Here is a 13,059-nt window from a genome sequence, read left to right on the forward strand (position 1 = left end):
ACGATGGACCAGTTCGACCTCGCCGTGACCGATATCCACGCGGAAACCGCATTGATCCGCTCGATCAAGCTCGCCCGTCCGCACGCCGAGCCGCTGCCCTCCTGGGAGGCCGGCGCGCATGTCAAAATACGCCTGCCCGACGGCAGCGAACGCTCCTACTCGCTGATCAACACCTCGCTCGATCCGGCAGCGACCACGCGCCCGCACGCCTACCGTCTCGGCGTGCGGCTGGAGCAACCAAGCCAGGGTGGCTCCCAATTCATGCATGCGCTCAAGGTCGGCGACGTCCTTTCGGTCACCGCACCCCGGAATAATTTTCCGCTGGAGCCGGCGTCGAAACCGATCGTGCTTCTTGCCGGCGGCATCGGGGTGACGCCCGTACTCTCGATGGCAACGACGCTCACCGCCAGCAAGCATCCCTACCGCTTCATCTATGCCGGCCGCTCGCGCGACCAGCTCGCCTTTCTCAGCGAAAGCGAGGCGCTGTGCGGCGAACATTTGAGCGTTCACACCGATGACGCCAGCGGCATCTTCGACGTGAAGCGCCTGATGATCTCGCTCACCGATGATGAACCACTGTACGTTTGCGGGCCCAAGCCGATGATCGATACCGCGATCCAGAGCGCCAAAGACCTCGGCTGGTCCGGCGGCCGCCTGCGGTTCGAGATTTTTGCCACCGCCGTCCCCCTCGCCGGTGACCAGCCCTTCGAAGTAGTGCTGAACAATTCCGGCAAGACCTTCCTTATTCCGCCGGACAAGACCATTCTCACCGTGCTGATCGAAGCGGGTGAAGATCCCATGCATGATTGCCAGCGCGGCGATTGCGGCATCTGCCAGGTCAGCGTCATCGAAGGCACGCCCGACCATCGCGACTATATCCTGACCGATACCGAAAAGGCCGATGGCAAGGTCATGCAAATCTGCGTCTCGCGGTCGAAAAGCCCGCGGCTCGTGCTCGATCTTTGATTCCTGAGGAGGTGTTGATGGCCAGATATCGCGGAAATCTCGAAGCAATCAAGGGCCTCGTGCGCGAGACCGAGGTGCATCGCGACGTCTATATCGACGAAGAGGTGTTCCAGCTCGAAATGGAGCATGTCTTCGCCAACACCTGGGCCTATGTCGGCCATGACAGCCAGGTGGCGAAACCGGGCGACTATTACGGCACGACCATCGGCACCCAGCCGATCCTGATGGTGCGCCACACCGACAACACCGTGAAGGTGCTGCACAATCGCTGCCCTCACAAAGGCACCCGCATCACCACCGAATCCTGCGGCAACACCGGAAAATTCTTCCGCTGTCCCTATCACGCCTGGAGCTTCAAGACCGACGGTTCGCTGCTCGCGATCCCCCTGAAGAAGGGCTATGAGAACACCGGCGTCGAGCAGAGCCACGCCGGCCGCGGCATGAGCCCCGTCAAACACGTGCACAATTATCGCGGCTTCGTATTCGCCAAGCTCAACGACGTCGGCCCCGGCTTCGAGGAATTTTTCGGCGACAGCCTGTCGAGCTTTGACAACATGGTCGACCGTTCACCGGCCGGCCGGCTCGAAGTCGCCGGTGGCGTGCTGCGCTACATGCACAATTGCAATTGGAAAATGCTGGTCGAGAACCAGACCGACACCTGCCATCCCATGGTCGCGCATGAATCTTCGGCCGGCACCGCGATCGAGGTATGGAAGAATGCCCCGCCCGGCGCCAAGAAGCCGATGGCGGTGGAGATCTACGCACCCTTCATGGCGCCCTACGAATTCTTCGAAAACATGGGCATCCGCGTCTGGCCCAATGGTCACGGCCATACCGGCGTGCACCACTCGATCCATTCCGACTATTCGGCGGTGCCCGGCTATTTCGAGAAGATGACGGCAGCCCATGGCGAGGAACGCGCCAAGGCGATCCTCAACGAGAACCGCCACAACACGGTGTATTTCCCCAACATCATGATCAAGGGACCGATCCAGCTGGTGCGCGTGTTCAAGCCGATCGCGGCCAACAAGACGCTGGTGGAAAGCTGGACCTTCCGCCTCGTCGACGCACCCGACATGCTGCTGGAACGCACCCTGATGTACAACCGGCTGATCAACGCGCCGACCTCCGTCGTCGGCCATGACGACCTCGAAATGTACGAGCGCGCGCAGGAAGGCCTGCATGTCGACGCCAACCAATGGGTCAACCTGCAGCGGCTCTACGACCCCTCCGAAATCCCGGACACGACCGCCGTCACCAACGGCACCACCGAATGGCAGATGCGGAACCAGTTCCGCGCCTGGTCGAAGTTCATGACGATGTCGATGTGAGTGCTGCCATGACCGCGCCCACCGACCAGCAACTGATCGATTTCGTCATTCGCGAAACCCGGTTGATCGACCAGCACCGGTTTGAGGAATGGCTCGATCTGTTCGCCGAAGACGGCTTCTACTGGATGCCGCTCGAATGGGGTCAGACCGATCCGCGGCTGACGACGTCGCTGATGTACGAGGACAAACTGCTGCTCAAGATCCGCGTCGAGCGGCTCAAGGGCAACCGCACCTTTTCGCAGAAGCCCAAGAGCCGCTGTCATCATGTTCTGCAGACGCCGCAGGTCGACAGCCGCAACGAAGCAGCCAACGAATACGTCACCTGGACGCCGATGCATTATATCGAGACCCGCCTCGATCAGCAGGATCTTTACGCCGCCTGGGCGACTCACACCTTGGCCGTGATCGACGGCGCGCTCCAGATCAAGCTGAAGCGGGTCGATATCGTCAATTGCGATGCCGCCTTCGGCAACATCCAGCTGTTCATGTGAGACGGTGATGCAGCTCCCGATCGAGGCTCCGGCAACCGTCTTTGAGGCTTTCGCGCGCGCCGCGGCGAGCCATGGCGACAACCCATTTCTCGCGGTGCTGCCCGAGACGGCGCGGGCCTATGGCACCGCGGCCGGCGAGATCAGCTATGGCGAGGCGTTCGCGCGGATAGCGGCGCTGACCGACGCCTATCGTGTCAAGGGCTATGGCCGCTGTCATCGGGTCGGCATCCTCATGGAGAATCGAACCGGCTTCTTCCTGCATTGGTTTGCGCTCAATGCGCTCGGCGTGTCGCTGGTGCCCATCAATCCGGACATGCGCGCAGCCGAACTGGAATATCTGATCGGCCATTCCGAGATCGTCGCGGCGGTCGTGATTGCATCGCGTCAGGACGATGTCGCTGCCGCAGCCAAGGCGATCGGGCGCGACATTCCTGTCGTCGGGCCGGATGACGAACCGGCGGCGATCCACGCCCCGGCGCCGCAGCCCGGCGCACCCGATCGCGACAGCGAGTGCGCCCTGCTCTACACATCAGGCACCACCGGCCGGCCCAAAGGCTGCGTGCTGCCGAACGAATATTTTCTCTATGCCGGACATTGGTACGCCACGGTCGGCGGCTTGATCGCGCTGAACCATGGCTCCGAGCGGATGCTGACGCCGCTGCCGGTGTTCCACATGAATGCGATGGCCTATTCCGCGATGGCGATGGTGACCACCGGCGGCTGCCTGATCGTGCTCGACCGTTTCCACCCCAAGAGCTGGTGGGCCAGCGTCAGGGACAGCCGCGCCACCATCGTGCATTATCTCGGCGTGATGCCGCCGATGCTGATGGGCGCGCCCGAAGGCGCCGACGACAAGCGCCATGGCGTGCGCTTCGGTTTTGGCGCCGGTGTCGACAAGGCGCTGCACGATCCGTTCGAAGCGCGGTTCGGCTTTCCGCTGGTCGAGGCCTGGGCCATGACCGAAACCGGAGCCGGCGCCGTCGTCGTCGCCTCCCAGGAGCCGCGCCACACCGGCACAAGCTGCTTCGGCCGCCTCGGATCCGAACTCGAGGCTCGCATCGTTACCGATACTGGCGCTGACGCCGGTGTCGACGAGCCCGGCGAACTTCTGGTGCGCCATGCCGGCGCAGCGCCGCGCTACGGTTTCTTCCGCGAATATCTCAAGGACGCGGAAGCCACCGCGGAGGCCTGGGATGGCGGCTGGTTTCACACCGGCGACGTGGCGCGGCGTGGGCCGGATGGGGCGTTTCATTTCGTCGACCGCAAGAAGAACGTGATCCGCCGCTCCGGCGAAAATATCTCGGCGGTCGAAGTCGAGAGCGTGCTGATGCAGCACCCGGCTGTGAGGCAGGTTGCGGTGGCGCCTGCCCCGGACCCGGTGCGCGGCGACGAGGTCTACGCCTGCGTGGTGAGCGAGGGAGCCTCCCCGGACTCCGCGGCATCGCGCAGCAAGATCGCGGCCGATCTCGTCGCATGGAGCTTGAGCCGCCTCGCCTATTACAAGGCGCCCGGCTATGTCGCGTTCGTGCCGGCGCTGCCGCTGACCTCGACGCAGAAAATCCAGCGCGGCGCGCTCAAGGAGTTGGTTGCTGCGACGATCGGTTCTGATCAGTGCATCGATACACGGGCGCTGAAGAAGCGGCCGGTGCAGAAGGCCGGATGAGGGAATCATGAGCGAGCGCAACGTTGCCATCATCACCGGCGCCAGCGGCGGCATCGGCCGGGCCATCGCCGAGGCGATGCTTGCGGCCGGTCACCAAATCATCTCGCTCGACCGGCGCCTGCCGGATTGGTCGCATGCACGGCTGGAGCCGGTTCTGGTGGATCTGTTCGATCCGAAGGCGACGGCGGATGCTGCCCGGGTTGTAGCTGAACGGCATGAAGTTTCACACATCGTTCACAATGCCGGGATCATCCGGCCCAACCTGATCGAGCAGGCGACGGTGGACGACATCGCAGCGCTCAGTCAGCTTCATCTCGGCGCGGCGCTGACGCTGGTGCAGGCCGCATTGCCCGGCATGAAGCAACGGCATTTCGGACGTATCGTTCTGATCGCCTCGCGCGCCGCGCTTGGCGCCGCCACGCGTACCGCCTATTCGGCTACGAAATCCGGCATGTTCGGCATGGCGCGGACCTGGGCGCTGGAGACCGCGGCGCACGGCATCACGGTCAATGTGGTCGCTCCGGGACCGGTCGAGACCGACATGTTCCACGAAGTCATTCCGCAGGGCAGCCCGAAGGTCGATCAACTCGCCCGCTCGATTCCGGTCGGCCGCATCGGCCGGCCGAGCGACGTGGCGCGCGCCGTGATGTTCTTCTCGAGCCGCGATGCCGATTTCATCACCGGCCAGGCGCTCTATGTTTGCGGTGGCGCCAGCATCGGATCAATCGCGCTCTAGATTTTTTCACGCGCGGGGAATGGTCAAGGGCCGCGACTCCCGCGTCTGCGCCGCAAGGCGAACCGCGGCATTGGCGGCACCAAATCCTTGATAATCCCGCCGCTGGACGATCTCGAAGAAGAATCGGTCATCGAAGGTGTGGGTGTAGACCTGGAAGAATTCGCCGTCGCCTTCGCGATCGTACAGAATCTGGTTGTCGCGCAGGGCTGTCATCGTCGCGGCATCGAGATCGTATTTGGCTTCGATATCGTCGTAATAATTGTCCGGAATCTTCAGGAAATCCGCGCCCCGCGAGCGCATGTCCGCGACAGCCGTGAAAATATCGCGGCATGAAAATGCGATATGCTGAACCCCGGAGCCGAAGAATTCGTTGATGAATCGGGCCGACAGCGTCCGCGTCGCCGACGAGCCGTTCAGGATCACGCGCAAGCCCTGATTGCCGTTGATCAGCGCCTGGCTCTGCACCAGCCCGACCGGATCGGCGATCTCCATCTGCGGCAGGCGCTGCAGATCGAGTATGCCGGTGTAGAACAACAGCCAGGACAGCATCTCGTCATAAGGCATCGACTGCGAGATATGGTCGACCGCGTCGAGACGGTCGCTCGCGGCATCGCTGCGCAACGCTTCGAAATCGGTGTCCCAGTTCTTGCCCGCCGCCTCCAGAAAATACAGCAGGCTGCCGCCGACGCCCCGGATCGCGGGGATCTCGAGCTCACCGGGCCCAACCGGCTGGTAGAACGTGTGCGCCTTCAGCGCTTCCGCGCGGGCCATGGTTTTCCCGGCGTCATCGATGTCGATCGCGATGGCGCAGACGCCCGGGCCGTGCGTGACGTAATGCGAATGAGCAAAGCCGTCCGGTTCGCAATTGATGACCAGCTCGATATGGCCCTGTGACCAGCGTTCGACATCCTTGCTGCGGTGGGAACCGGTCTTGCGAAAGCCGAGTTGGCCGAACAGCGCCGACAGGTTCCTCGCTTTGGCTTCATCGAGGGCGAATTCGACGAAGCCGACGCCGCGGCTCTGCGCTTTGGGCTGCAGCCTCGGCGCCGATGCTTTGGGCGAACTCTTGGCCAGCTCATCCTCCAGCAAGATCAGCGAACGCAACCCGTCGGTGGCAGTGCGGACCGGCGAGCCGGAACGAAACTGATCGTTGAATATTTCCAGCGACAGCGGGCCGCTGTATCCGGTCGCGGCCACCGCGTCCATGAAGGCCCCCACCGGCAGGTCGCCCTGCCCCGGGAAGCAACGGAAGTGCCGGCTCCAGGACAATACGTCGAGACCAAGCTTCGGCGCGTCGGCAAGCTGCACCAGGAAGATCCTGTCCGCCGGGATCGAGTGGATAGCGCTGACCGGAAATCCCGGCGCCAGCGCGTGGAAACTGTCGAGAATGATCCCGATCGACTTGTGATCGGCGCGGCGCACGATTTCCCAGGCGTCGCGATAGTCATTGACGTGGCGCCCCCAGGCCAGCGCCTCGAAACCGACGCGCAGGCCGTGCGAAGCCGCGAGTTCGCCAAGCGCACGGAAATCCGCGGCGGCGCGGTCGATTCCCCCAAGGGACGCGGGTGAAACATTGCTGCAGATCAGCAGCAAGTCGGTCCCCAATTCCTGCATCAGGTCAAACTTGTGCGCCGCGCGCGCGAAGTTGCGGGCGCGCTGCGGTTCGGGCATGCCCTCGAAATCGCGGAACGGCTGGAACGCGCAAATTGAAAGGCCGAGGTCGCGGCAGAGCTGCCCGACGTCGCGCGGGCTGCCGTTGAACGTCAGCAGGTCATTCTCGAAAATCTCGACGGCATCGAAGCCGGCGCCGGCGATGGCGCGCAGCTTTTCGTCGAGCGAGCCGCTCAGCGAAACCGTGGCGATCGAGCGTTTGGTCATGCGATTAGCTCCGGAAGGTCCCAGGCGCGTCCCGAGGGCCGCACGATAGAGCTAAAGCATCTTCTTTTTCAACCATTTGGACCAATTGTTATCTCTGGTCTCCGATAACTTTCACTGATTCTCAGCGGACCTATGGCGAAAGCGCCGCATACCGGTCCCGCAAGTCGATGCGCCGCCCGGCGGTGGCCGCCTCGGCGATCGCAAGCGTTGCGAGCAAGGACCGCGCGCCATCCTCGACCGGCTGCAATGAGGAAGCGGTGCCGCGGATAATGTCGCGGAAATGATCGAGCTGGGCGACATAGGGATCAATCGTTGGCGCGTGGAGGCGCTGGGCCTGGATCGGCTTGTTCCAGTCCTGCGCGTCGCCCGCCTGCGTCCATTGGACGAGCTCCGGAAACTCGATCGCACCTCGACGGCCCATGAAGCGGTAGCTGCTTTCGCCGCTGAACGGGAATTCCGGCGCCTCACCCAGACCCTGCTCCGTCGTCCAGGGAGAGACGGCGCTGTCGCTGATGAAAAAGGTGCCGAGCGCGCCATTGGCGAATTCGATCAGCGCGGCGGCGCTATCCTCGACCGCAAAGCCGCGCTGGCGATTCGACGCGATGGCTTCGACGGCAACGATTTCGCCGACGGTGTAGCGCAGGAAATCGATCTCATGGATCAGGTTGATCAGGATCGGGCCGCCGCCGGCCTCACTCCGCCACGGCGCGATCTTGAAGTAATCCGCCGGCTTATGCGTCGCCCAGATCGCCGATACGCCGACGACATCCCCGATCCGGCCATCCCGCAGCAGCGCTTGCAGCGTCTTGACCGGCAAATGATGGCGGCGGTGATGTCCGACCAGCGATTTGACACCGCCCTTCCGTACTTCCGTAATCAATGTGGCCGCCGTCTCGAGCGTATCGGTGACCGGCTTCTCGATCAGGATGTGAATGCCCCGCCGGGCGCATTCGATGCCGTTCTCGGCATGAAGCTGGTTGGGGGAAGCGATGATCACGGCTTCCGGCCGTGCTTCGTCCAGCAGCTGACGATAATCCGCGAAAATGCGCGTCCTGGGGTGCTCGGCGGAGACCGCATCGACATTCACGTCCGCGATGCCGACGAGCTCGTAGTCGTGCCGCTCGGCGAGCTTGCGCAGATGCTTGCGCCCGATCAGCCCGGCGCCGATCACGCCGATCGTGATATTCTTCATCTCGCTATAATCCCAGGCGATCGCGGATCCGGCCCGTCATCACCACGCTCTTGACCGCCACCGGCCACAATGCGTGAAAACGAATGGGTTTCAAGCCGGTAATCGGCATATCGATCTCGGCCTTCTCACCGCCGATCAGCCGTTTCGCCAATTGTTGCCCCATCGCGGTGGCAAGCGCGACGCCGCGGCCATTGCAGCCGAGATAGGCCAGCGCGCCCGCACCGGGTTCGTGCACATGCGGGTAGTGATCCGGCGTCATGGCGAGGCGGCTGTTCCAGCCGTGCGTCCAGCGCGCGCCGCAGATTCCAGGCCAAAGCCGTTCCGCGTAACGCATGAGGTATGAGACAGGCGCCGGATCCTTGATCCATTGCATCGGGCCGCGGCCACCCATCAGCAGGCGGTTCGACGCATCGATGCGATAATAGACGGTGATATGCCCGCTTTCGTACAGCACCGACCGCGTCGGCATGATTTTTCGCGCGACCTCATCAGGCAAAGGCTCGGTCGCGGCGATCGAGCTGAACACCGGCACGACGGTGCGGCGCAGGTCGGGCCAGAGATCATCGGTAAAGCCGTTGGTGGCGATCAGGACTTTTTCGGCCTGGACCACCGCGCGCGGGGTTTCAATGCGCCATCGTCCGCCCTCGCGCCGCAGCGAGGTCGCCGGGCTCTCGCCGTGAACGGCAGCACCGGCAGCCATCGCCGCCCGCGCAAGACCGCGCGCGTAGCTCAACGGCTGCACGTCGCCGCCGCGCGCGTCCCGCATCGCCAGCAGATATCGGTCGGTCCCGGTCGCTTCGCGGACGGCGTCGCGGCCGAGTACCGTGACCGGCATGCCGCGCCGGATGCATTGCTCGGCGGTGGTTTCGACCCCCGCGGTGCTGGACGGATGATAGGCGGCGCGCAAGGTGCCGTTCTGCCGCGCCTCGCAGGGTATCCCGAGACGGCGGATCAGATCGAGCGTGAATACCGGCGTGTTGTAGCTGAACGCGATCATGCGCCGGCCGAGATCCGCGCCGAACGTCGCCTCGATCGTATCGGGGTCGAGTTTCAGTCCCGGATTGAGCTGGCCGCCATTATTGCCCGATGCACCCCAGCCGGGCTGCTGGGCTTCGAGCACAATCGCGTCGGTTCCCGCTTCAGCAAGATGCAGCGCGGTCGATAGCCCCGCAAAGCCGCCACCGATGATCGCCACCGATACGGTCTTGTCGACATCGAGCGGCGGCGTCGCGACCGGCGCAACGGCGGTGTCCGCATAGAGGCTCGGCGGCAGGGCAAGGGGATGGTGGGTCACGGTCATCAGGTCCGGCAGGTCTGAGTCAGAGAGGATGCAGCACGCGGTGCAGGAAATCCTGGGTCCGCGCGTGCTGCGGCGCGTTAAGCACGGACTTCGCCGCCCCCTGCTCGACGATGACGCCGCCGTCGATGAACAGCACGCGATCGGCGACGTCCCGGGCAAAGCCCATCTCATGGGTGACCACGACCATCGTCATGCCGTCATCGGCGAGCTTGCGCATGACGCCGAGTACCTCGCCGACCAGTTCAGGATCGAGCGCGGAGGTCGGCTCGTCGAACAGAATCGCCTTGGGCTGCATTGCAAGCGCGCGGGCAATGGCGACGCGCTGCTGCTGACCGCCGGAAAGCTGACCCGGATGGGCGTCGGCCTTCTCGGCAAGGCCGACCTGCGCCAGCAGCGCGCGGCCGCGCTCAAGCGCCTCGGCCGGCGGTTCCTTTTTCACATAGATCGGTCCTTCGACGACGTTCTCCAGCGCGGTCCGATGCGGAAACAGGTTGAAGCGCTGGAACACCATCGACACCTGGGTTCGGATCGCCACGATCGATGGCGCCTTGTTATCGACCTTCGCGCCTTCCACCAGAATGTCGCCGGAATCGTAGCTTTCCAGGCCGTTGATGCAGCGCAGGATGGTCGACTTGCCGGAGCCTGACGGACCGATGATGCAGACCACCTCGCTCTTTTCAACCGAAGCTGTAATGCCCTTGAGTACCTCGTTGGAACCAAAGCTCTTATGGACGTTGCTGAGCTCGATCATTTGCGGTTCGCCTTGTTCTCGAAATGGCGAACCAGCAGGATCAGCGGGATGCTCATGGTGAGGTACATCAGCGCGACCAGCGTGAACACGCTGGTGTTCTTGAAGGTCGAGGACGCGATCAATTTGCCCTGCAATGCCAGTTCGGCGACCGTGATGGTGGAGGCCTGCGAGGAATCCTTCAGCATCATGATCATGACGTTGCCGTAGGGCGGCAGCACGATCCTGACCGCCTGCGGCAGCACCACGCGGCGCATGGTCAGCCACCAGCCCATCCCGATGGTCTGCGCGGCCTCGATCTGCCCCTTGTCGATCGCCTCGATGCCGGCACGGAAATTCTCGGCCTGGTAGGCCGAATAGGCGATGCCGAGCCCGATGATCGAGGCCTGCAGCGCCGTCAGCGCGACGCCGAAATCGGGCATCACGAAATAGAGGTAGAACAGCAGCACGATGATCGGGATGCCGCGGATCACGTTGATCAGGCCGGCGCTCAGGCCCGTCAGGACCCGAATGCCGGAGACCCGCATCAGGGCCCATAGCAGGCCCAGAACGGTCGACAGCAGCAGCGAGCCGATGGTGACGACGACCGTCAGCCAGACGCCCTGCAGCAGGATCGGCATGAACTCGACGGCATCGCGCAGGAAATTTTGCATCAGTTGATCACGCGTTGCCGGCTTTATTTTTTGACGCGTTTTCTTTACGCGAACCGGTATCCACTTCGCTCGAAAACGCTAAGGCTGCATCAAGGGGCTCGATCAGGAAGCTTTGGGCTTCAGACCCCATTTGTCGAGAATCTTGTCGAGGGCGCCGTTGGCCTTGAGCTTGGCGAGCGAGGCGTTGATCTTGCCGAGCAGTTCCTGGTCGGTCTTGCGGACCCCGATCGAGACCGTGCCCACCGTGACCGGCTTGTAGGAATCCACCAGACGGACTTCGCCAAACGCGCCCTGCTTCAGATTGTAGGCGAGGATCGGGAAGTCGGCGAAGCCGGCCTTGAGGCGGCCCGCATTCACATCACGCAGAATATCAGGAATGGTGTCGTAGACCTTGACCTCGCTGAACAATCCCGTCTTTTTCAACGCATCGACGAAGGCCGTTCCGACCTGGGCGCCGACCACCTCGCCCTTCAGATCTTCCTGCGAGGCATAGTTCTTGGCGTCGGTCTTCGGCACCACGAGACCCTCGCCATAGGTGTAGACGGCCTCCGAGAAATCGATCACTTCCTTGCGCGCTGCGGTGGCGAACATTGCCGCCGAGATGATGTCGATCTTGTTCGACGTCAGCGACGGCACCAGCGCGGAGAATTGCATCGGTTCGATCTGGACCTGGAAGCCGGCGTCCTTGCCGATCTCCGTGATCAGATCGACCATCACACCCTGAATGCTGTTGGTCCTGGTTTCGAGGAAGGTGAAGGGCACGCCGGTCGGGGTCGAGCCGACCTTGAGCACCTGCTGCGCCGATAGAGGCGTGGCGGCGGCAAGGACGAGCGCCGCGGTCGCGGCCTGAACGAGACGTTTGAAAAGCATCGTACCCTCTCACGAGTTTGGGCACCGGGCGGCGTCGTCAACAAGCCAGTTGCAGGTTTCGCCGTCCAAGCCTATTTTCATAACCATGAAATTATGGACACATTGCCCGAAATTGCGCAAGCGGGATTTTCATACACATGAAGGACGCGATCTGACGTGAGCGGCGGCAAGCGCATGAGCAAGAAGGCCGTCAAGGCCGAACCGGCGGTGGACGTCGCGGTCGGGCAGCGCCTCCGCGACCTGCGGCGAAGCCGCAAGCTGTCGCTCGAAACGATTGCCGCCCGCACCGATCTGTCGATCGGCTTTCTCAGCCAGATCGAACGCGGTCTCTCCTCGCCCTCGTTGCGGGTGCTGGCGACCATCGCCGACGTGCTGGGCGTCGGGATCGCCGGCCTGTTCGGCGCCAAGGAAGCTGCCGGGAGCGGCTCGGAAGCCATCGTCACCCGCGAACCGCAGCGCGCCGAGTTGAATTTGTGGCGCACCGGCATCTCCAAGCAGTTGCTCAGCCCGTCGGGTTCTGAAGGCCGTCTCAATCTGTTTCTGGTCCACATGGAGCCCGCCGGCAGCACCGGTGACGAATTGTATACGCATGACGGCGAGGAAGCCGGTCTCGTGCTCGAAGGCGAAATGAAACTCACCGTCGATGCCGAGAGCTGGACGCTCAAGACCGGCGACAGTTTCCGTTTCGCCAGCCGCCGCCCGCACCGCTTCAGCAATCCGTCCGACAAGGCCAAGGCGGTGGTGCTGTGGGTGAATTGCGTTTCGGCGCAATGAGGCCCATCCGTCGTCCCGGCGAAGGCCGGGACCCATAACCACCGGCCAAAGTCATCGCGCAAGGTATCAACTCCGACCTTTCAAAATCGAGAAGCCGCGGCGTATGGGTCCCGGCCTTCGCCGGGACGACAAGGATACAGTTTCGCATTCTCGCGACGCATTGCGCCCGAGCTTTGCCAGAAACTTCCCGCCCTCTCGTAAGAGGGCGCAGGGAAGACCGGGTGCGCGCTGCACCCGCGGTCTCGCGTGCGGCCTGCACAAAACAAAGTGCACACGAGCATACAGGGCAGCGGAGAACACCCGGCCTTCCCTGCGCAATGGCTTTACGACTTATAACGCGATCTCCCCGGTGAACGGGCTTTCTTGCCACCGTCGCCCCTGATCAGCTTTTGGCCTCTCAGGAACTTGACACCAGCAACGGGGTGTCAGGACCACGCGCCTTCGCCGTACGCCTCTG

12 protein-coding genes are annotated in these 13,059 nt (G+C 63.2%); 6 read left to right on the plus strand and 6 right to left on the minus strand.

Annotated features, from left to right (window positions below):
- Window positions 1-3: 3 nt before the first annotated feature.
- From JQ567_RS07965 to JQ567_RS07985, 5 genes are read left to right on the plus strand one after another with little or no spacing between them, the layout of a single operon-like run.
- Window positions 4-966 (plus strand): PDR/VanB family oxidoreductase, encoded by a 963-nt coding sequence (locus JQ567_RS07965; protein WP_212438298.1) that lies wholly within the window; start codon window positions 4-6, stop codon window positions 964-966.
- A 17-nt stretch (window positions 967-983) separates the two neighbouring features.
- Window positions 984-2,297 (plus strand): aromatic ring-hydroxylating dioxygenase subunit alpha, encoded by a 1,314-nt coding sequence (locus JQ567_RS07970; protein ID WP_212438299.1) that lies wholly within the window; start codon window positions 984-986, stop codon window positions 2,295-2,297.
- 8 nt (window positions 2,298-2,305) lie between these two features.
- Entirely contained in the window at window positions 2,306-2,788 is a 483-nt protein-coding gene (locus JQ567_RS07975; RefSeq protein ID WP_212438300.1) for an aromatic-ring-hydroxylating dioxygenase subunit beta, read from the plus strand.
- Between the two features lie 7 nt (window positions 2,789-2,795).
- A complete protein-coding gene (locus JQ567_RS07980; RefSeq protein WP_212438301.1) occupies window positions 2,796-4,451 on the plus strand; it encodes an AMP-binding protein in 1,656 nt (551 codons plus the stop codon).
- 7 nt (window positions 4,452-4,458) lie between these two features.
- On the plus strand, window positions 4,459-5,187 hold the full coding sequence (locus tag JQ567_RS07985; protein ID WP_212438302.1) for an SDR family oxidoreductase: 729 nt from the start codon (window positions 4,459-4,461) through the stop codon (window positions 5,185-5,187).
- 6 nt (window positions 5,188-5,193) lie between these two features.
- On the opposite strand, the gene JQ567_RS07990 is transcribed toward JQ567_RS07985, so the two are convergent.
- The 6 genes from JQ567_RS07990 to JQ567_RS08015 all read right to left on the minus strand — a co-directional run bounded on the left by JQ567_RS07990 (window position 5,194) and on the right by JQ567_RS08015 (window position 11,828).
- Entirely contained in the window at window positions 5,194-7,065 is a 1,872-nt protein-coding gene (locus JQ567_RS07990; protein ID WP_212438303.1) for a bifunctional sugar phosphate isomerase/epimerase/4-hydroxyphenylpyruvate dioxygenase family protein, read from the minus strand.
- Window positions 7,066-7,195: 130 nt separating this feature from the next.
- Window positions 7,196-8,257 (minus strand): Gfo/Idh/MocA family protein, encoded by a 1,062-nt coding sequence (locus JQ567_RS07995; RefSeq protein WP_212438304.1) that lies wholly within the window; start codon window positions 8,255-8,257, stop codon window positions 7,196-7,198.
- 4 nt (window positions 8,258-8,261) lie between these two features.
- The gene (locus tag JQ567_RS08000) at window positions 8,262-9,551 is read right to left on the minus strand and encodes an NAD(P)/FAD-dependent oxidoreductase (protein WP_409363581.1); all 1,290 of its coding nucleotides are present in this window, start codon (window positions 9,549-9,551) and stop codon (window positions 8,262-8,264) included.
- A 25-nt stretch (window positions 9,552-9,576) separates the two neighbouring features.
- On the minus strand, window positions 9,577-10,308 hold the full coding sequence (locus JQ567_RS08005) for an amino acid ABC transporter ATP-binding protein (RefSeq protein WP_212438306.1): 732 nt from the start codon (window positions 10,306-10,308) through the stop codon (window positions 9,577-9,579).
- Window positions 10,305-10,958, minus strand: a complete 654-nt coding sequence (locus JQ567_RS08010) for an amino acid ABC transporter permease (protein WP_212438307.1) — start codon at window positions 10,956-10,958, stop codon at window positions 10,305-10,307. The genes JQ567_RS08005 and JQ567_RS08010 overlap by 4 nt, the downstream gene beginning before the upstream one ends.
- Before the next feature lie 102 nt (window positions 10,959-11,060).
- Window positions 11,061-11,828, minus strand: coding sequence for an ABC transporter substrate-binding protein (locus tag JQ567_RS08015; RefSeq protein WP_212438308.1), 768 nt, complete (start codon window positions 11,826-11,828; stop codon window positions 11,061-11,063).
- Between the two features lie 174 nt (window positions 11,829-12,002).
- Between JQ567_RS08015 and JQ567_RS08020 the strand changes: the two genes are divergently transcribed.
- Window positions 12,003-12,602: a cupin domain-containing protein gene (locus tag JQ567_RS08020; protein WP_212263674.1), complete on the plus strand. Its 600-nt coding sequence runs from the start codon at window positions 12,003-12,005 to the stop codon at window positions 12,600-12,602.
- The last annotated feature ends 457 nt before the right edge of the window (window positions 12,603-13,059 follow it).

Source organism: Bradyrhizobium sp. AUGA SZCCT0431 (genome assembly GCF_018131065.1).
GTDB lineage: Bacteria > Pseudomonadota > Alphaproteobacteria > Rhizobiales > Xanthobacteraceae > Bradyrhizobium.